The sequence below is a fragment of the Pseudomonas spartinae genome (genome assembly GCF_965197125.1).
Lineage (GTDB): Bacteria > Pseudomonadota > Gammaproteobacteria > Pseudomonadales > Pseudomonadaceae > Aquipseudomonas > Aquipseudomonas composti_A.
In genome coordinates, this window is sequence record NZ_CBDAMB010000003.1 from 399,821 (window position 1) to 418,567 (window position 18,747).

General features: G+C 63.3%; 15 protein-coding genes. 9 read left to right on the plus strand and 6 right to left on the minus strand.

Translation table 11 applies throughout. The features are described from left to right. The first annotated feature begins 256 nt into the window (after positions 1–256). Positions 257–2,086, plus strand: coding sequence for a sigma-54-dependent Fis family transcriptional regulator (locus ACN8M7_RS09250; RefSeq protein ID WP_490260553.1), 1,830 nt, complete (start codon positions 257–259; stop codon positions 2,084–2,086). Between the two features lie 96 nt (positions 2,087–2,182). Further along, positions 2,183–3,322, plus strand: coding sequence for a class C beta-lactamase (ampC, locus tag ACN8M7_RS09255; protein ID WP_490260554.1), 1,140 nt, complete (start codon positions 2,183–2,185; stop codon positions 3,320–3,322). Between the two features lie 61 nt (positions 3,323–3,383). Here the strand turns inward: ampC and ACN8M7_RS09260 are convergent, their stop codons facing one another. Beyond that, a complete protein-coding gene (locus ACN8M7_RS09260; RefSeq protein ID WP_061239146.1) occupies positions 3,384–4,133 on the minus strand; it encodes a 3-oxoacyl-ACP reductase family protein in 750 nt (249 codons plus the stop codon). Positions 4,134–4,253: 120 nt separating this feature from the next. Here ACN8M7_RS09260 and ACN8M7_RS09265 point away from each other — a divergent pair, with 120 nt between their 5' ends. After that, positions 4,254–5,186: a LysR family transcriptional regulator gene (locus ACN8M7_RS09265; protein WP_490260555.1), complete on the plus strand. Its 933-nt coding sequence runs from the start codon at positions 4,254–4,256 to the stop codon at positions 5,184–5,186. Positions 5,187–5,247: 61 nt separating this feature from the next. Here ACN8M7_RS09265 and cysS read toward each other — a convergent pair whose 3' ends face one another. Together cysS and ACN8M7_RS09275 are read right to left on the minus strand one after the other, a co-directional pair. Continuing rightward, positions 5,248–6,633, minus strand: coding sequence for a cysteine--tRNA ligase (gene cysS, locus ACN8M7_RS09270; protein ID WP_490260556.1), 1,386 nt, complete (start codon positions 6,631–6,633; stop codon positions 5,248–5,250). Next, complete coding sequence (locus tag ACN8M7_RS09275) at positions 6,633–8,297, minus strand: glutamine--tRNA ligase/YqeY domain fusion protein (protein ID WP_490260557.1); 1,665 nt, start codon at positions 8,295–8,297, stop codon at positions 6,633–6,635. The genes cysS and ACN8M7_RS09275 overlap by 1 nt, the downstream gene beginning before the upstream one ends. A 159-nt stretch (positions 8,298–8,456) precedes the next feature. On the opposite strand from ACN8M7_RS09275, the gene ACN8M7_RS09280 reads away from it, so the two are divergent. Continuing rightward, positions 8,457–8,954 (plus strand): peptidylprolyl isomerase, encoded by a 498-nt coding sequence (locus tag ACN8M7_RS09280; protein ID WP_490260558.1) that lies wholly within the window; start codon positions 8,457–8,459, stop codon positions 8,952–8,954. A gap of 4 nt (positions 8,955–8,958) precedes the next feature. Next, complete coding sequence (gene lpxH, locus ACN8M7_RS09285) at positions 8,959–9,681, plus strand: UDP-2,3-diacylglucosamine diphosphatase (protein ID WP_490260559.1); 723 nt, start codon at positions 8,959–8,961, stop codon at positions 9,679–9,681. Here the strand turns inward: lpxH and ACN8M7_RS09290 are convergent, their stop codons facing one another. Then, positions 9,682–10,536, minus strand: a complete 855-nt coding sequence (locus ACN8M7_RS09290) for a LysR family transcriptional regulator (RefSeq protein ID WP_490260560.1) — start codon at positions 10,534–10,536, stop codon at positions 9,682–9,684. It lies immediately after the preceding gene. A gap of 126 nt (positions 10,537–10,662) precedes the next feature. On the opposite strand from ACN8M7_RS09290, the gene ACN8M7_RS09295 reads away from it, so the two are divergent. Then, positions 10,663–11,865 carry an MFS transporter gene (locus tag ACN8M7_RS09295; RefSeq protein ID WP_490260561.1) on the plus strand — a complete coding sequence of 401 codons (1,203 nt, stop codon included), beginning with the start codon at positions 10,663–10,665 and terminating at the stop codon, positions 11,863–11,865. Between the two features lie 41 nt (positions 11,866–11,906). Here the strand turns inward: ACN8M7_RS09295 and ACN8M7_RS09300 are convergent, their stop codons facing one another. Continuing rightward, positions 11,907–12,560, minus strand: coding sequence for a MiaE family protein (locus ACN8M7_RS09300; RefSeq protein ID WP_490260562.1), 654 nt, complete (start codon positions 12,558–12,560; stop codon positions 11,907–11,909). Positions 12,561–12,717: 157 nt separating this feature from the next. On the opposite strand from ACN8M7_RS09300, the gene ACN8M7_RS09305 reads away from it, so the two are divergent. Then, the gene (locus tag ACN8M7_RS09305; protein ID WP_061239137.1) at positions 12,718–13,581 is read left to right on the plus strand and encodes a universal stress protein; all 864 of its coding nucleotides are present in this window, start codon (positions 12,718–12,720) and stop codon (positions 13,579–13,581) included. A gap of 62 nt (positions 13,582–13,643) precedes the next feature. Here ACN8M7_RS09305 and ACN8M7_RS09310 read toward each other — a convergent pair whose 3' ends face one another. Continuing rightward, the gene (locus tag ACN8M7_RS09310) at positions 13,644–14,120 is read right to left on the minus strand and encodes a DUF1289 domain-containing protein (protein ID WP_061239136.1); all 477 of its coding nucleotides are present in this window, start codon (positions 14,118–14,120) and stop codon (positions 13,644–13,646) included. 546 nt (positions 14,121–14,666) lie between these two features. Here ACN8M7_RS09310 and acnB point away from each other — a divergent pair. Together acnB and ACN8M7_RS09320 are read left to right on the plus strand one after the other, a co-directional pair. Beyond that, positions 14,667–17,276, plus strand: coding sequence for a bifunctional aconitate hydratase 2/2-methylisocitrate dehydratase (gene acnB / locus ACN8M7_RS09315; RefSeq protein ID WP_490260745.1), 2,610 nt, complete (start codon positions 14,667–14,669; stop codon positions 17,274–17,276). Between the two features lie 253 nt (positions 17,277–17,529). Continuing rightward, positions 17,530–18,741 carry a CmpA/NrtA family ABC transporter substrate-binding protein gene (locus ACN8M7_RS09320; protein ID WP_490260563.1) on the plus strand — a complete coding sequence of 404 codons (1,212 nt, stop codon included), beginning with the start codon at positions 17,530–17,532 and terminating at the stop codon, positions 18,739–18,741. Positions 18,742–18,747 lie beyond the last annotated feature (6 nt).

Below are 18,747 nucleotides of genomic sequence, written 5' to 3' on the forward strand. Positions count from 1 at the left end.
CTGTCCTTTTTCTTGTCGTGCCATTCGATTACGAACACTCAGAGCGACAAGCGTGCCAACCCATGGCAATTCTGCGTATCCAATTGATAAAAAACGAAAAGCTCTCCCACGGAGCTCGCGCTTGCTGTTTTCCAATGAACAGTTTTGAACAGTCGAATGTGAACAACTGAACAATTCGTTCATTGACTTTGAACAGTCTTGAACGAGACTGGACGGATCGCGGCGCAGATCGCGAACCGACAAGAAGAGATCACCGATGACCGAAGCTGCCCGCGCACCGGCGCACGACACCCTCATTCAGGAATCCTGGTCGCGCTGTCGCGACTACGGCCTGACCCACCAGAGCGTGCCCCGTTTCGACCCGCCGACAGCGGGTGATCTTTCGGCCCTGCTGGAAAGCCGCCAGGCCCTGGTGCAGACCACCCATCAGGAAGTGCTGCCCTACTACGGCACCATCCTGTCCAACTCCAACTGCCTGATCATGCTCGCCGACGAACAAGGCCGGCTGCTGCAATCCTGGGGTGACCAGCGCTTCATCGAGCCGCGCCAGGCTGCCGGTTTCGTCGCTGGCGCCAGCTGGCTGGAGCGCTATACCGGCACCAACGCCATCGGCACCGCGCTCAGTTGTGGCCAGGCCGTGCACATCCAGCACGACGAGCACTTTCTCAAGGCCAACCGTTTCATGACCGGCTCCGCCTCGCCGATCTTCGACGAACAGCGACGCATGATCGCCGTGCTCGACGTATCCAGCGACAGCTACCTGCCGCCCGCGCACACCCTGGGCATGGTCAAGATGATGAGCCAGTCGGTGGAGAACCGCCTGATCCTCAAGCTGTTCGCCGACCAGTACCACCTGCTCAGCTTCAACACCAGCCTGGACAACCTCGACAGCCCCTGGGCCGGCCTGGTGGTGTTCGACGAACAGGGCCATGTGGTGTCGGCCAACCGCCGCGCCGATAACCTGCTCGGCCAACCCCTGACCTACGGCGCCATCGAGCAGCTATTCGACGTGCCGCTGCAACAGCTGCTCAACCAACCGGACGGCCAGCCATTCAGCCTGCGCACCAGCAGCCACTTTCGCTTTCATGCACGGGTACGGCGCCCTGCCCGGCCGGCACTCATCCAGCCTCGCGACTTCCGCCCGCAGGCTGCGCAGAACTCGCCGCAAGAGCCTCATCTGCATGCGCTGAGCGCGGGCGATGCACGCATGGACAAGGCCGTTCGCCAGGCCCAACGGTTGCTGGAAAAAGACATTCCGATTCTGCTGCAAGGCGAAACCGGCGCCGGCAAGGAGGTGTTCGTCAAGGCGCTGCACCGCGCCAGCTCACGCGCCGACCAGCCGTTCATCGCGGTCAACTGCGCCGCCATTCCGGCCGAGTTGGTGGAGTCGGAGCTGTTCGGCTACGAAAAAGGCGCCTTCACCGGCGCCAGCCAGAAGGGCCATGTCGGCCTGATCCGCAAGGCACACAAGGGCACGCTGTTTCTCGACGAGATCGGCGACATGCCGCAACGTGTGCAGGCCCGCCTGCTGCGTGTACTGCAGGAGCGCTGCGTGCAGCCGCTGGGCAGCAGCGAACTGCATGCGGTGGATGTGCGCCTGATCTCCGCCACCAACCGTTCGCTACGCCAGGATGTCGACAGCGGTCAGTTCCGCGCGGACCTGTACTACCGCATCAGCGGCCTGAACCTGGAGCTGCCGCCGCTGCGCGAACGCAGCGACAAACACGCTCTGTTCCAGCGCGTGTGGGAGCAACATCGCGAACCCCAGCAACGAGCGGGCATCAGCCGCGAGGTGCTGGAGCTGTTTCAGCACCACCCCTGGCCCGGTAATCTGCGCCAGCTCAGCAGCGTACTGCGCGTGGCGCTGGCCATGGCCGATGACCAACCCATTCGCGCCGAGCACCTGCCGGACGACTTCTTTCTCGATCTGCCCACGGACACCGCCCTGCCGGCACACCCCGAGCCCGACGATCTTGCCAGCCAGTACCAGGCGTGCGGCGGTAATATCTCCTACCTGGCCCGCCATCTCGGCCTGAGTCGCAACACGCTCTACAAGCGTCTGCGCGAACAGGGCGTGCGCCCCTGAACCTTTGTTCGAGGAGCCGGCCAAAGCCATACATTTGCCATCCCGCCGGGCCTCTTCTGCCGGGCTGGGGTCGCCTCGCCAAGAAAGGACTTCTCAATGCGCCATCCGTATCGCCCTCTGCTCGCCGCCCTGGCCCTGCTGGCCTCCAGCCATGCGCTGGCGACAACGCCACTGGAGAAACGGGTCGATGCAGCCGCAAAGTCGGTGATGCAGCGCTACGCCATCCCCGGCATGGCCATCGCCATCAGCCACAACGGCCAGCGGCACTTCTATGAATATGGCGTCGCCTCCCGTGAAAGCGGCCAGACCGTGGATCGCCATACCCTGTTCGAGCTGGGCTCGATCAGCAAGCTGTTCACCGCCACCCTCGGCGCCTACGCCGAAGCCCGCGGCACGCTGAACCTCAGCGACAACGCCAGCCAGTACCTGCCGCCCCTGCAAGGCAGCGCCTTCGATCACGTCAGCCTGCTGGATCTGGCCACCTACAGCGCCGGCGGTCTGCCGCTGCAGTTCCCGGATGCGGTCGGCAGTGAACAGCAGATGCTCGCCTACTACCGCAACTGGCAGGCAGTCTACCCGCCCGGCACCCAGCGCCTGTACTCCAACCCCAGCATCGGCCTGTTCGGCTATCTGGCCGCCGCCAGCCTGGCCGAGCCGTTCCCGCAACTGATCGAGAACAGCCTGTTGCCGCAGTTGGGCCTGAAGGAAAGTTACGTGCGGATACCGGCCGAACAGATGCCGCGTTACGCCTGGGGCTATCGCGACGACAGGCCTGTCCGAGTCAACCCCGGCGCGCTGGACGCTGAAGCCTACGGTCTGAAATCCAGCGCCTCGGATATGCTGCGTTTCATCGACGCCAACCTGCACCCGCAGCGCTTGCCTGCCGCGCTGCACCAGGCCATCAGCTCCACCCATCGCGGCTACTACCAGGTCGGCGACATGACCCAAGGACTGGGCTGGGAGCGCTACACCTACCCCATCAGCCTGGAGAAACTGCAAGCCGGCAACTCAGCCGAGATGGCGCTGCAGTCCCAGCCCATCGAGCGCTTCAGCGTACCCAGGCCGGCCGAAGGCGACCTGCTGCTGAACAAAACTGGTTCGACCAATGGCTTCGGCGCCTACATCCTGCTGCTGCCGGCCCGTGATACCGGGCTGGTGATCCTCGCCAACCGCAATTACCCGAATGCCGAGCGTGTGCGCCTGGCGTTGCAACTGCTCGAGGCAGTCGAGCAGTAATTCTGGCAGGACGGGTGAACCATCGGCCCCTCCAGCGCACTCTGCGGGCGCCCCCGCCTTGTCAGGCCGAGAAACCACCGTCAATGGTCAGGTTGGCGCCTGTGATGTAAGCCGCCTCAGGGCCAGCCAGATAGGCCACGAAGCTGGCGATTTCCTCGGCCTTACCATAGCGCTGCAGGGCCATGGTCTGCTTCAGTGACTGGGCGAAATCACCATGATCCGGGTTCATATCGGTATCCACCGGACCAGGCTGCACGTTGTTGACCGTGATGCCGCGCGGCCCCAGATCACGAGCCAGGCCTTTGGTGAAACCAGCTACCGCCGCCTTGCTCAGCGCATAGACCGAACCACCGGCGAACGGCATGCGCTCGGCGTTGGTGCTGCCGATGGTGATGATGCGGCCGCCCTCGCCCATCACCCGCGCGGCCTCCTGGCTGGCGATCACTACACTACGCACGTTGACGTCAAGGGTGCGATCAAGATCCTCGACGCTGAACTCTTCGATCGGCGCCACCGCCAGCACACCGGCGTTATTCACCAGAATATCGAGTCGACCGAAGGTATCCAGCGCGTGTCGGATGGCGGCGCGAATGGCCTGCTCGTCACGACTGTCAGCCTGGATGGCGATGGCGTGGCCACCGACGGCTTCGATTTCACGCACCACTTCGAGGGCACCAGACGCCGAAGAGACGTAGGTCAATGCAACGGCTGCACCGTCCTTGGCCAGGCGTTGGGCGATGGCGGCACCGATGCCGCGCGAACCGCCCTGAATGAAGGCGACCTTGTTTGCAAGGGGTTGATTGAGGCTCATGGCTAATCTCCTGTGACTGAGGGGTTGAATGAAGCACGGACTCAGTATTCACCCACGACTCACAACCGATAAGCTGGCAATCGCTATATTCAGTCGATACCAATGGTTTACGGAGCATCCATGGAAACCCTCAGCAGCATCGAGTGCTTCGTCCGTGCAGCCGAGGCAGGCAGCTTCGCCGAGGCCGCACGGCGACTGGGCCTGACCCCAGCAGCCGTGGGCAAGAACGTCGCCCGATTAGAGTCCAACCTCGGCGTGCGTCTGTTCCTGCGCAGCACCAGACGTCTGACCCTGACCGAGGCCGGCGAACGCTTTCTTGCCGAGGTGTCGGGCGGACTGGCGAGCATTCAGGGCGCAGTGGCCAATCTGGCGAGCAGCCAGGGCCAACCCGCAGGCACCCTCAAGGTGAGCATGGGCCTGGCGTTCGGCCGCGATTACATCCTGCCGCACCTGAGCGATTTCCTCGCGCGCTACCCGGCGATCAGCCCGGACTGGCATTTCGACAACCGCGCCGTCGACCTTATCGGCGAGGGTTTCGACGCGGCCATCGGCGGCGGCTTCGAGCTGCCTCCTGGCGCAATTGCCCGGCAGTTGGCCCCTGCTCACCGGGTGCTGCTGGCGTCGGCGCACTACCTTGCCAGGCATCCCACCATCGAAACGCCGGAGGATCTGGCACGGCACGACGGCATCCTCATGCGTTCGCCGCAAACTGGCCGGGTGCGCAGCTGGCCACTGCGCACCCGTGACGACCATCAAGCCACCTTCGAACTCAAGCAGCGCATGACCTTCAACGACCCCGAAGCAGCCTGCCATGCCGCCCAGCAAGGCCTGGGCATCACCCTGGTCAGCACCGTCCACGCGCTACCCTATCTGCAACGTGGCAGCTTGCAGCGAGTATTGCCGGACTGGTATGTCGACACCGGTAGCCTCAGCCTGTACTTCAGCGCCCAGAAGCAGTTGCCAGCCAAGACGCGAGTGTTCATCGACTTCATCGTCGAGCGATTTCGAGAACAGCGCTGGGCCGCGCATTTCGACGCCCGCCAGCCTCGCTAGCGCGCCCTCCCAGAAACGACAAAGGCCGCTGAGAAGCGGCCTTTGTCGTTAAGCACCAGCCCTATTCGGCCAGGCGCCAGGTGGTGCCGCCCTTGCCGTCTTCCAGCACCACGCCCATGGCGGTGATCTGGTCGCGGATGCGGTCGCTTTCTGCCCAGTTCTTGTCGGCGCGGGCCTGCAGGCGCGCGGCGATCAGCGCCTCGACCTCGGCGGCATCGACTTTACCAGCGGCGCCAGCTTGCAGAAACGCCTCCGGCTCAAGCTGCAGCACACCGAGCACGCTGGCCAGTTGCTTGAGCTGGGCAGCCAGGCCGGCAGCGGCCTGCACGTCGGATTCGCGCAGGCGGTTGACCTCGCGAATCATCTCGAACAACACCGCGCAGGCTTCCGGCGAGTTGAAGTCGTCGTCCATCGCTGCGCCGAAGCGCTCGACGAAGCTCTCGCCACCGGCAGGCGCGACTTCCGGCAGGCCTTTCAGACCATTGTAGAAGCGCTCCAGGGCACCCTTGGCTTCCTTGAGGCTCTCTTCCGAGTAGTTGATCGGGCTGCGGTAGTGGCTGGACACCAGCAGGTAGCGCACCACCTCCGGCTGATACTTCTCCAGCACCTCGCGGATGGTGAAGAAGTTGCCCAGGCTCTTGGACATCTTCTCGCCATCCACGCGCACGGCGCCGGCGTGCATCCAGGCATTGGCGTACTGCTTGCCGGTAGCCGCCTCACTCTGCGCGATCTCGTTCTCGTGGTGCGGGAACACCAGATCCGGGCCGCCGCCGTGGATGTCGAAGGTCTCGCCGAGGCAGCAGGTGGACATCACCGAGCACTCGATATGCCAGCCCGGACGCCCAGCGCCCCAAGGCGACTGCCAGCTCGGCTCACCCGGTTTGACGCCCTTCCACAGGACGAAGTCCAGCGGATCTTCCTTGGCCTCGTCGATCTCGATGCGCGCACCGATCTTCAGGTCTTCGATCTTCTTGCGCGACAGCTTGCCGTAGCCCACGAACTTGCCGACGCGGTAGTACACGTCGCCATTGCCCGGCGCGTAGGCGAAGCCCTTGTCGATCAGGGTCTGGATCATCTGGTGCATGCCGGCGATATGGCCCGTGGCGCGCGGCTCGATGTCCGGGCGCAGCACGGACAGGCGCGCCTCGTCCTCGTGCATCGCCGCGATCATGCGCTCGACCAGCACCTCGAACGGCTCGCCGTTCTCATTGGCGCGCTTGATGATCTTGTCATCGATGTCGGTGATATTGCGCACATAGGTCACGTCATAGCCGCGCTGACGCAGCCAGCGGGTGACCACGTCGAAGGCGACCATCACCCGGGCATGGCCAATGTGGCAGAAGTCATAAACGGTCATGCCGCACACGTACATGCGTACGCTGTTACCGATCAGCGGCTTGAACGGTTCCTTGACCTTGCTAAGCGTGTTGTAGATCGACAGTGCCATTACTGCCCCCACGAATCGCGCAAGGTGACGGTACGGTTGAACACCAGCGCATCGGCAGTCGAATCCTTGTCCAGGCAGAAGTAGCCTTCGCGCTCGAACTGGAAACGGTCCTCGGCAGCAGCCTGAGCCAGCGAAGGCTCGGCGCGGCAACCGGTGAGCACCACCAGCGACTCGGGGTTGATGTTGTCGAGGAAGCTGCCGCCCTCTTCACTCTTCTCCGGATTGGCCGAGCGGAACAGGCGGTCGTACAGACGCACTTCGCACTCGACGCTTTCGGCTGCCGGCACCCAGTGGATCACGCCCTTGACCTTGCGTCCTTCGGGGTTCTTGCCCAGGGTGTTCTCGTCATAGGAGCAGCGCAGCTCGACGATATTGCCGGCGGCGTCCTTGATGGCCTCGTCGGCGCGGATCACGTAGCTGCCGCGCAGGCGCACTTCGCCGCCCGGGATCAGGCGCTTGAAGCCGTCCGGCGGGGTTTCCTCGAAATCGCTGGCGTCGATGTAGATCTCGCGGGAGAACGGCAACACGCGCACGCCCATGTCCTGCTTGGGATGGCGCGACAGTTCGAGGTTCTCCAGCTTGCCCTCGGGGTAATTGGTGATCACCACTTTCAGCGGCTTGAGCACGCACATGGCGCGCGCGGCGTTGGCGTCCAGGTCGTCACGAATGGCGAACTCGAGCATGCCGATGTCCACCAGGCCACCGGCGCGGTTGACGCCGATCATGTCGCAGAAGGTACGGATCGAAGCCGGGGTATAGCCGCGACGGCGATAGCCGGACAACGTCGACATGCGCGGGTCGTCCCAGCCGTTGACGTGCTTCTCGTCGACCAGTTGCTTGAGCTTGCGCTTGCTGGTGATGGTGTAGTTCAGGTTGAGGCGGGCAAATTCGTACTGGCGCGGTTGCGCCGGCACAGCCAGGTTTTCCAGGAACCATTCGTACAGCGGGCGGTGATCTTCGAACTCCAGGGTGCAGATCGAGTGGGTCACACCTTCGATGGCATCGGACTGGCCATGGGTGAAGTCGTAGCTCGGGTAGATGCACCACTTGTCGCCGGTCTGATGGTGGTGGGCGTGACGGATGCGGTAGAGGATCGGGTCGCGCAGGTTGATGTTCGGCGAGGCCATGTCGATCTTGGCGCGCAGCGAACGAGCGCCGTCGGGGAACTCACCGGCCTTCATGCGGGCGAACAGGTCGAGGTTCTCTTCGACGCTGCGCTCACGGAACGGGCTGTTCTTGCCCGGCTCGTTGAGACTGCCGCGGTACTCGCGCATTTGCTCGGCATTGAGGTCGCAGACGAAAGCCTTGCCAGCCTTGATCAGCTCGATGGCCCAGGCATGCAGCTGGTCGAAGTAGTTGGAGGCGTAGCGCTCCTCGCCGGCCCACTTGAAACCCAGCCATTCGACGTCAGCCTTGATCGCGTCGATGTATTCCTGGTCTTCCTTGGCCGGGTTGGTGTCGTCGAAACGCAGGTTGCACTGGCCGCCGAACTCTTCGGCCAGGCCGAAGTTCAGGCAGATGCTCTTGGCATGGCCGATGTGCAGATAGCCGTTGGGCTCCGGCGGAAAGCGGGTCACGATCTGGGCGTGTTTGCCGCTGTCCAGGTCAGCCTGGACGATGGGGCGCAGGAAATTGGCAGCTTTTTCGACGGTAGGCTTGCTCATGGTGTCCTTAACAATACTGGCGCGGCACAGGGTAGGCCGCTTCGGGCAAAGTCCGTATCATAACCAACCTGTCAAGCCCCTGACAGGGTGCATGCCACCCTGACAAGCGCTGTTCACCTAGGGCCACTGGCTCGAACCTGCCTCATCACGGATACGATCATGATCAAACTGCACACCAACCACGGCGTCATCACCCTGAACCTGTTCGCCAACAAGGCCCCGGAAACCGTGGCCAACTTCGAGCAATACGTGAAGGAAGGCCATTACGACGGCACCATCTTCCACCGCGTGATCGGCAACTTCATGATCCAGGGCGGCGGTTTCGAGCCGGGCATGAAGCAAAAGCCGACCCGCGCACCGATCAAGAACGAAGCCAACAACGGCGTCGCCAACAAGGTCGGCACCGTCGCCATGGCCCGCACCATGGAGCCGCATTCGGCCAGCGCGCAGTTCTTCATCAACGTCGCCGACAACGCCTTCCTCAACCACAGCGCACCGACCGTTCAGGGCTGGGGCTACGCCGTGTTCGGTGAAGTGGTCGAAGGCATGGACGTGGTCGAGAAGATCAAGGGCGTGGCCACCACCATGAAATCCGGCCACCAGGACGTTCCGGTGGACGACGTGATCATCGAGAAGGCTGAAGTCGTAGCCGAGTAAGTCGATGATCCTGCTGATCTCCGATCTGCACCTCGAAGAGAAACGCCCGGACATCACCCGGGCGTTTCTGCATTTTCTCTCAACGCGCGCGCGCCTGGCCGAGGCGCTGTACATCCTCGGCGACTTCTTCGAAGTCTGGATCGGTGACGATGGCATGACGCCCTTCCAGCACGAGATAGCCACTGCCCTGCGCGAATTGAGCGACGCCGGCACGCGTCTCTATCTGATGCATGGCAATCGCGACTTTCTCATCGGCAAGCGCTTCTGCCGTGAGGCGGGCTGCACCCTGCTCAGCGATCCCTGCACGGTGCAGCTGGGCGGTAAACGCGTGCTGCTGATGCATGGCGACAGCCTGTGCACCCTGGATGTCGGCTACATGAAGCTGCGTCGCTGGCTGCGCAACCCGCTCAGCCTGCTGATCCTGCGCAACCTGCCGCTAGGCACGCGCCAGAAGCTGGCGCGCAAGCTGCGCAACGAAAGCCGCGCGCAGACGCGGATGAAGGCCAGCGAGATCGTCGATGTCACCCCAGAGGAAGTGGTCAGGGTGATGGCTGCGCACGGCGTGCGTACGCTGATTCACGGGCACACCCACAGGCCGGCGATGCATGAGCTGATCGTTAACGGCCAACCGGCACGGCGCATCGTGCTGGGCGACTGGGATCGCCAGGGCTGGGCCTTGCAGATCGACGGTGCGGATTGGCAGCAGGCGCCCTTCCCGCTCGCCTGATCACTGCCCCACGCGGTACTGCGGGCTTGCCTCGATGGTCTGCGCCAGACGCCGGGTCGCCTCGTTGACCTGATCGGCGACGAACAGGGTGATGTCAGTCGCCGGTAGCGCGGGCAAGGTTTCGATCACCCGCAGATCCGGCTCCAGAGTCGAGCGTGGCACGATGCCCACACCGATTCCAGCGCGCACCGCAGCCAGGACACCGGCGCGGCTTTGGCTGGCAAAGGCGATTCGGTATGCAATCCCAGCAGCGGCAAGCGCCGCGCATGCCGAGTCACGATGCAGGCAACCCTCGACGAATACCGCCAGCGGCAAGGGCATACGCTCATGGAGCGCATGGGCATCGGTGCGCACCCAGACCAACTGGTCGCGAAACAGCCGGCTGCCACCGCCAGAGGCAACCGGCATCTCTGCCAACGCCAGATCCAGCTTGCCCTCTGCCACGCATGTCGCCAGATACTCGGGGCGGTGATCACAGAGCACCTCGAGGCTGGCCTCGGGATAACTCAGGACGAAGGCTTCCAGCAGCGGCGTGAGGTTGCGCGTGGCGTACTGGTCATGCGTGCCAAAGCGCACCCGCCCTATTATCTCGGCGTGGCGAAAGCTGCCCAGCACGCGGTCATGCAGGTTGAGCAACTGCTGAGCATGGGCCTTCAGCTGTTCGCCGGCATGGGTCAGCCTGACGCCATACTGCCCGCGCTGCAGCAGCTCAACCGCCACCAGGGCCTCCAGGCGGTTGAGCTGCATGCTGATGGTCGACGGCGCGCGATGCAGGCGCAGCGCTGCACTGGTCAGGTTGAGCGTCTCGGCGACCACCACGAAGGTACGCAGCAGCGCTATGGGCAGGTCGCGCATCGCAGAATTCAGCTTTATTGAAGGTGACGATCAATATTTATCGTTTCCACGAATTCTGGCAAGCCTCTACCTTAGCGCCATCCGCGACCTGCGGATGTCCATCCCACCTTTGCGGAGCCCGAATCCATGCGGATGCCCACCACGTTCGCCATGAACCAGATCGTCAGCCATGGATTCGGCATGTTCCTGTTCGCCGCGCTGCTGCCTTTCATGGGGGAATCCATCGGGTTCAGCTCCTGGCAATTGGCAACCATCGGCGCACTGACCCAACTGGCCTATCTGGGCGGCGCCCTGCTGCTGGGTACGTTCGGCCATCACCTCGGCACCAGTCGCCTGGCTCTGCTGACCGGCTGCCTGGCCAGTTGCCTGCTGTTCATGATGTCGCAGCTACGCGATCCCCTGGCCATCACCCTGGTGTTGACCTGCCTGGCCGCCAGCGCAGCGATCAGCTGGGGTTGCATCGTCGAGATCCTGAGCCGCTGCGCCCGCCCTGAAGACCGCGCCACCTACCTCTCCTGCGCCTCCAGCGGCACGGCCTGGGGCTATGCCATCAACGGCCTGCTGATACTCCTGGTGGTGCCCGCACTCGGCTGGCAGATGAGCTGGCAACTCGCCGCACTGTTCGGCGCGCTGGTGGTCTGCCTGACCTGGCATCTGCTGCGAAATCTGCCCAAAGCGCCCGGCGCGACAATGGACAACCGCGAGGCGATGATCGCCCCACGGCGCCTGCTGGCGATCGTCCTCGGTGAACGCACCGCCCTGATCGCCTGCCTGATCTGCCTGCTGGTGGGATTCACCACCATGCCGTTCTCCTACTGGCTCAACACCTACCTGGCCGAACTCGGCCTGCCGGCGACGCTGGGCGGCTACACCTGGGCGATGGTCGGCGGCACTGGCATGCTCGCCGGGCTGGTGATCGGCAGGCTGGCCGACCGCAAGGGCCACGGCGTGGCCTTGATGTTGATATTCAGCGGCTTTGCCGCGGGCCTGTGGGCGTTTGCCCATGATCCGGGACGCTGGGCGCTGGTCGCCGGGTTCGGCTACGGGCTGATGTACTTTCCCATGTGGGGCATCGTTGCCGGCTGGGTCAACCGTCGTTATTCGTCCACCGCGACCATGCAGATCAGTGGCATCTGCATGGTGGCTTTCGGCATGGGCGGCGCGCTGGGCAACCTGCTGGCCGGGTACGTCCGCGAAACCGTCGGCTCCCTGCAAGGCGTGTTCTTCGGCCTGGCCGCAATGTCATTGCTGCTGGTGCTGCTGGCGGTGATCGTCCTGCGGGGTGACAAGGCGGCACTGCTGCCGCCGACGACCGCCAGTGCCTGCTGAATGGCGCGGCATGCCGCTTGAGGAACAATGCCCCAGAGGCGCTAAAGCGGCACGCCACTGTGGAAGCGGAACTGCTCATCCGGCGAGGTGATCAGTTCCTGCTCAACCGCACGCACGATGTCGATACGGGCATCGACGTCGGCGGCATCGCCATACAGATAAGCGAGCTTGAGATAGCCCCGGTAGTGGCGCCCCTCGCTCTCCAGCAACCCGGCGTAGAACTTGGCCAGCTCGGCGTCCAGACGCGGCACCAGCGCGGCGAAGCGCTCGCACGAGCGCGCCTCGATGAAGGCCCCCACCACCAGCACATCCACCAGTCGCTCCACCTCGCCACCGCGTAGCAGCGCGCGCAGGCCTGCGGCGTAGCGGGATGCGGAGACATGGCGAACCTCGATGCCACGACCACGGATGATCTTGCTCACCTGCTCGAAGTGCACCAGCTCCTCACGGGCCAAACGCGACATTCTCGCGGTCAATTCGGTCTTGGTCAGGTAGCGTCCCATCAGGCTCAGGGCCGTCTGCGCCGCCTTGTATTCCAGGTTGCGATGGTCGAGCAGGAGAATCTCCTGCTGGCGCAAGGCCTCGTCCAGCCAGGCATCGGGCGTGGCGACGCCACCGAGAAAACCAAGAATTTCCTGCAGGATCGACACAGGTTCCTCGCCTTTACTCGGAACATGCTGGGTATTTGACATCATGATTGAAGCGCTCTGGATGCTGGCGAGGTTGAAAATGGCGGGCCATTATACGAGTGGCAGGCCCGACGACCAGCACGCCGTTGATGCAGGTCAACAAGCCGCTGGCAACGACGCACCTATAGTTGAATGAGCGCTATTCACTCTCAGGGAGACGACCATGCAAGCGATACGCAGCATTCTGGTGGTGATGGAGCCCCAGCACCCCGAAGGCCTCGCTCTGAAACGGGCAAAACTGATAGCCGGAGTCACCCAGTCGCATCTGCATCTGCTGGTCTGCGACAAGAAAGGCGACCACAGCGCCTGGCTCAATGATCTCGGCAGCAGCCTCGACACGGAAGGCTTCAGCGCTTCCACTCAGCAGTCCTGGCACGACAACCCGCACCAGACCATCATCGCCGTGCAACAGGCCGAAGGCTGCAGCCTGGTGATCAAGCAGCACCTGCCCGACAACCCGCTGAAGAAGGCCATTCTCACCCCGGAAGACTGGAAGCTGCTGCGCTACTGCCCGTCGCCGGTGCTGATGGTCAAGAGCGAATCCCCCTGGACCGGCGGCAATATCCTCGCAGCCGTTGACGTCGGCAATGCGGACGGCGAGCACCACGCACTGCACTCCGGCATCGTCAGCCACGGCTACGATATCGCCGGGCTGGCCAAGGGCACCCTGCATGTGGTCACCGCACACCCGACGCCGATGCTGTCGGCCGCCGACCCCACCTTTCAGCTCAAGGAAACCATCGAAGCGCGCTACCGCGAACAGTGCCGCAGCTTCCAGGCCGAATACGACATCAGCGACGATCGCCTGCACGTGCTCGAAGGCCCGGCCGACGTGGTGATTCCGCAGGTCGCCCACCAGATCAGCGCGGCGGTTACGGTGATCGGCACCGTGGCGCGCACCGGCCTTTCCGGCGCGCTGATCGGCAACACTGCCGAGGTCATACTCGATGCACTGGAGAGCGACGTACTGGTGCTCAAGCCTGACGATGTCATCGCTCATCTCGAAGAGCTGGTGGCGCAGCGCTGAGCCATTGACTGAAACGAAAATGCCGCTCGATTGCGAGCGGCATTTTTATTGGATCGCAGGAGTCAAACCCGCAGTTCCAGTCCCTCGCGCAGAAACTTCGGCGCGATGTAGCGCTCGTAGTGCGCCTCGGACAACAGGAAGAACTCACGGTCGATGGCATCGCGCAATTCAGGTAGCGCCCAGTTGCGAAACTCGGGCAACAACACCATGCCGTAGGCTTCCAACTGGTTGATCACCCGTGCGCCGCGTGCGATCAGCTGATAGGCCCAACAATAAGGCGACTGCTGCGGTACGAAGCGAATCTGCCGCTGCTCCAGCTGGCGTCGCAGGCGCTGCTCGTCGAACACCTCCAGCTTGGCCGCCATCACCTGCACCAGCAAGACTTCCAGGCGCGTCCAGACGGCACGTTTCTCATCGTCGTTGTAGCTGTTCCAGTTGATCACTTCATGGTGAAAGCGCTTGCAACCACGGCACACGACATCACCGTAAACGGTCGAACAAAGCCCCACGCAGGGCGTCTTGATGCGCTGATTGGACATGGCGAAACAACATAGACGGCAAAACAGCCTGGCATCTTAGCCCTTTGTCTAATCCAGATCACCCCTGCCGACAGGCCACTGAAAACTACCTGCGCTGACACTACTGCGTTAAAAACAGCCTAAAAATGCTCATTTAGGGCAGCTAAACTGCGCTTTTCCCGCCATTTCTGCCTTGTATTGCCTACCCCGCTCAGGTTTTCAGCAGCCTGCCACGACAAGGACATCGGCTTAACTTTATTCGCGCTTTCCATTAGAATCGGCCCGCCTTTTATGGCGCCAATGTCCGTTGGAAGCTGTTTTCAAAGCGTCACGAGCACAGTCGATCCTGCAGGTACGATGGCGGCGCAGCCACTTGGAGTCCCCCCGAGCGCTTGCGTCCGCCCTCATCAGAAACCGTCCTGCCGGCGTAAAACTTTGAAAGCAGCTTCTACAAGACACTCGTGAAACCTCGGCTGATCGGCTCATAAAGTCGAAAAGCGCCCGGTTCATGGGTCTCTGGATCGCGTCCCGGACAACCCTTTGGGACCACTGATGAGGGTAATAACTGTGCTTGAAGCCTATCGCAAACACGTAGAAGAGCGTGCCGCCCTGGGAATCGTTCCCCAGCCGCTGAACGCCGAGCAGACCGCTGGCCTGGTCGAATTGCTGAAAAACCCACCGGCCGGTGAAGAAGAATTCCTCCTGGATCTGATCACCAACCGCGTACCGCCGGGCGTCGACGAAGCCGCCTACGTCAAGGCCGGTTTCCTCTCTGCCGTTGCCAAGGGCGAAGCCACTTCCCCGCTGATCAACAAGCAACGCGCTGTCGAGCTGTTGGGCACCATGCAGGGCGGCTACAACATCGCCACCATGGTCGAGCTGCTGGACGATGCCACCCTGGGCACTGTCGCTGCCGAACAACTCAAGCACACCCTGCTGATGTTCGACGCCTTCCACGACGTCGCCGAGAAAGCCAAGGCTGGCAATGCCAACGCCAAGGCCGTACTGCAATCCTGGGCCGATGGCGAATGGTTCACCAACAAGCCGGTCATCGCCGAGAAATACAGCCTGGCCGTGTTCAAGGTGCCTGGCGAAACCAACACCGACGACCTGTCCCCTGCCCCGGACGCCTGGTCGCGCCCTGACATCCCGCTGCACGCCCTGGCCATGCTGAAAATGGCTCGCGACGGTATCGTGCCGGAGCAGCAAGGCGCTGTCGGCCCGCTGAAGCAGATCGAAGAGATCAAGGCCAAGGGCTTCCCGGTTGCCTACGTCGGTGACGTGGTCGGTACCGGTTCCTCGCGTAAATCCGCCACCAACTCGGTGCTGTGGTTCTTCGGCGACGACATCCCCTACGTGCCGAACAAGCGCGCTGGCGGTTTCTGCTTCGGCAGCAAGATCGCCCCGATCTTCTACAACACCATGGAAGATGCCGGCGCTCTGCCGATCGAGTTCGACGTCTCGAACATCAACATGGGCGACGTGATCGACGTCTACCCGCACGCTGGCAAAGTCTGCAAGCACGGCACCGACGAAGTCATCACCACCTTCGAACTGAAGACCCCGGTGCTGCTCGACGAAGTCCGCGCTGGCGGCCGTATCCCGCTGATCGTGGGCCGTGGCCTGACCGAGAAAGCGCGTGCCGAGCTGGGCCTGGGCCCGACCGACCTGTTCGCACTGCCGGAAGCACCGATCGACACTGGCAAGGGCTACACCCTGGCGCAGAAGATGGTCGGCAAGGCCTGCGGCCTGCCGGAAGGCAAAGGCGTTCGCCCGGGCACCTACTGCGAACCGAAGATGACCACCGTCGGCTCCCAGGACACCACTGGCCCGATGACCCGCGACGAGCTGAAAGACCTGGCGTGCCTGGGCTTCTCCGCTGACCTGGTCATGCAGTCCTTCTGCCACACTGCGGCCTATCCGAAGCCGATCGACGTCACCACCCACCACACCCTGCCGGACTTCATCCGCACCCGTGGCGGCGTGTCCCTGCGTCCGGGCGACGGCATCATCCACAGCTGGCTGAACCGCATGCTGCTGCCTGACACCGTCGGCACCGGTGGCGACTCGCACACCCGCTTCCCGATCGGCATCAGCTTCCCGGCCGGCTCCGGCCTGGTGGCCTTCGCCGCTGCCACCGGCGTCATGCCGCTGGACATGCCGGAATCCGTTCTGGTGCGCTTCAAGGGCAAGATGCAACCGGGTATCACCCTGCGTGACCTGGTGCATGCCATCCCTTACTACGCCATCCAGAAAGGCCTGCTGACCGTCGAGAAGAAAGGCAAGAAGAACATCTTCTCCGGCCGCATCCTCGAGATCGAAGGCCTGGACAACCTGACCGTCGAGCAGGCGTTCGAGCTGTCCGACGCCTCTGCCGAGCGTTCGGCTGCCGGCTGCACCATCAAACTGCCGGAAGCGGCCATCGCCGAATACCTGCAGTCCAACATCACCCTGCTGCGCTGGATGATCAGCGAAGGCTACGGTGATGCCCGCACCATGGAGCGTCGTGCTCAAGCCATGGAAGCCTGGCTGGCCAACCCGCAACTGCTGTCCGCCGACGCCGATGCCGAGTACGCCGAAGTCATCGAAATCGACCTGGCCGAGCTCAACGAGCCGGTACTGTGCGCCCCGAACGACCCTGACGACGCCCGCCTGCTGTCCACCGTGGCTGGCGACAAGATCGACGAAGTGTTCATCGGTTCGTGCATGACCAACATCGGTCACTTCCGCGCTGCCGGCAAGCTGCTGGACAAGGTCAAGGGCGGCATCCCGACCCGTCTGTGGCTGTCGCCGCCGACCAAGATGGATGCTCACCAGCTGACCGAGGAAGGCTACTACGGCATCTACGGCAAGGCCGGTGCGCGCATGGAGATGCCGGGCTGCTCGCTGTGCATGGGTAACCAGGCTCGCGTCGCTGCCAACTCCACCGTGGTGTCGACCTCCACCCGTAACTTCCCGAACCGTCTGGGCGATGGCGCCAACGTGTACCTGGCCTCTGCCGAACTGGCTGCGGTCGCTTCGATTCTCGGCAAGCTGCCGACCGTCGAGGAGTACATGGTCTACGCCAAGGATATCGACAGCATGGCTGGCGACATCTACCGCTACCTGAGCTTCGACCAGATCGCCGACTTCCGTGAAGCTGCGGAAAACGCCAAGATCCCGGTCGTTCAGGCCTGATCCACGCGTTACAGAAAAGCCCCGCCTCGTGCGGGGCTTTTTTATGGCCAATCGCTCCTGACAGCCAGCCACCTGGCAGGCTGGCATATGCCTTGCTTCATCAGAATACAAACAGCCTTTCCAACGACGGAATGGCTTGATCGACAACGGCGTCGTATCGATCCCGGCCTTTCGCGCCAGGGTTCGGTACGACGCTTTTTTGTGGCCAGCCATCGGCGAGCCAAGCCCCCTCTGGTGAGCCTAAGGAAGCAGCATGAGCGAACACGAAACCCCTCGCAGCGACGCCCTGACCTGGTCCTGGGGCAGCGACGCTCCGGAAAAGAGCGTGCTGGACATCGGCTTCATGGCGCTGAGCGATTCGGCCTCGGTGGTGGTGGCCGCCACTCAGGGCTTCGCCGAGAAATACGGACTGAGCATCAGACTGCAACGCCAGACGTCCTGGGCCGGCCTGCGCGACCGCCTGCTCAGCGGCGAGCTGGACGCCGCCCATAGCCTGTACGGCCTGATCTATGGCGTGCAGCTTGGCCTTGGCGGCGCTCCGGCAACCGATATGGCCGTACTCATGGGGCTGAACCAGAACGGCCAGAGCATCAACCTGTCGCACACCCTGCAAGCGGCCGGCGTGACCAATGGCGAGGCACTGCACCAATACGTGCACCAGCATGAAGCACACCTGACCTTCGCCCAGACCTTTCCCACCGGCACCCACGCCATGTGGCTCTACTACTGGCTGGCCAGCCAGGGCATTCACCCCCTGCGCGACGTCGACAGCGTGGTGGTGCCGCCACCGCAGATGATCAAGCACCTGCAGGCCGAGCGCATCGACGGCTTCTGCGTCGGCGAACCCTGGACCGCCAAGGCCGTCGATGAGCAGCTCGGCTGCACCGTCACCACCATCCAGGCGATCTGGCCGGATCACCCGGAGAAGGTGCTGGGCTGCACCCGCGCCTTCGCCCAGCAGAACCCCAACACCGCCCGCGCCCTGATCATGGCCGTGCTCGAGGCCGCGCGCTTTATCGACGAAAGCGAAGAGAACAAACGCAGCACCGCCCTGCTGCTGAGCGGCAGCGAATACGTCAACGCCCCGGTTTCAGCGATCACACCACGCTTCCTCGGCCAGTATCAGGACGGCCTCGGCCACGCCTGGCAGGACGAGCACCCGCTGCGCTTCCACGCCGGCGGCCTGGTCAATCAGCCGTACCTGTCCGACGCCATGTGGTTCATGACCCAGTTCCGCCGCTGGGGCCTGCTACGCAGCGACCCCGACTATCTGGGCATAGCCCGTCAGGTGCAGCAACTGGCCCTGTACCGCGAGGCCGCCACGGCACTGGGCATCGCAGTGCCGAGCGAGATGCGACGCTCGATCCTGCAGGACGGCACCTGCTGGGACGGCAGCGATCCAGCCGCCTACGCCCGCAGCTTTCGCCTCCACACCCTGGCCGACGGCCCGGCTGTCGCCCTGTAACTGCCC

Excerpts from the sequence above, each read along its gene's own strand:
- ACN8M7_RS09250 (WP_490260553.1), top strand. The coding sequence starts at position 257 with ATGACCGAAGCTGCCCGCGCACCGGCGCACGACACCCTCATTCAGGAA.
- ampC (WP_490260554.1), top strand. The coding sequence starts at position 2,183 with ATGCGCCATCCGTATCGCCCTCTGCTCGCCGCCCTGGCCCTGCTGGCC.
- ACN8M7_RS09260 (WP_061239146.1), bottom strand. The coding sequence starts at position 4,133 with ATGAGCCTCAATCAACCCCTTGCAAACAAGGTCGCCTTCATTCAGGGC.
- ACN8M7_RS09265 (WP_490260555.1), top strand. The coding sequence starts at position 4,254 with ATGGAAACCCTCAGCAGCATCGAGTGCTTCGTCCGTGCAGCCGAGGCA.
- cysS (WP_490260556.1), bottom strand. The coding sequence starts at position 6,633 with ATGGCACTGTCGATCTACAACACGCTTAGCAAGGTCAAGGAACCGTTC.
- ACN8M7_RS09275 (WP_490260557.1), bottom strand. The coding sequence starts at position 8,297 with ATGAGCAAGCCTACCGTCGAAAAAGCTGCCAATTTCCTGCGCCCCATC.
- ACN8M7_RS09280 (WP_490260558.1), top strand. The coding sequence starts at position 8,457 with ATGATCAAACTGCACACCAACCACGGCGTCATCACCCTGAACCTGTTC.
- lpxH (WP_490260559.1), top strand. The coding sequence starts at position 8,959 with ATGATCCTGCTGATCTCCGATCTGCACCTCGAAGAGAAACGCCCGGAC.
- ACN8M7_RS09290 (WP_490260560.1), bottom strand. The coding sequence starts at position 10,536 with ATGCGCGACCTGCCCATAGCGCTGCTGCGTACCTTCGTGGTGGTCGCC.
- ACN8M7_RS09295 (WP_490260561.1), top strand. The coding sequence starts at position 10,663 with ATGCGGATGCCCACCACGTTCGCCATGAACCAGATCGTCAGCCATGGA.
- ACN8M7_RS09300 (WP_490260562.1), bottom strand. The coding sequence starts at position 12,560 with ATGATGTCAAATACCCAGCATGTTCCGAGTAAAGGCGAGGAACCTGTG.
- ACN8M7_RS09305 (WP_061239137.1), top strand. The coding sequence starts at position 12,718 with ATGCAAGCGATACGCAGCATTCTGGTGGTGATGGAGCCCCAGCACCCC.
- ACN8M7_RS09310 (WP_061239136.1), bottom strand. The coding sequence starts at position 14,120 with ATGTCCAATCAGCGCATCAAGACGCCCTGCGTGGGGCTTTGTTCGACC.
- ACN8M7_RS09320 (WP_490260563.1), top strand. The coding sequence starts at position 17,530 with ATGAGCGAACACGAAACCCCTCGCAGCGACGCCCTGACCTGGTCCTGG.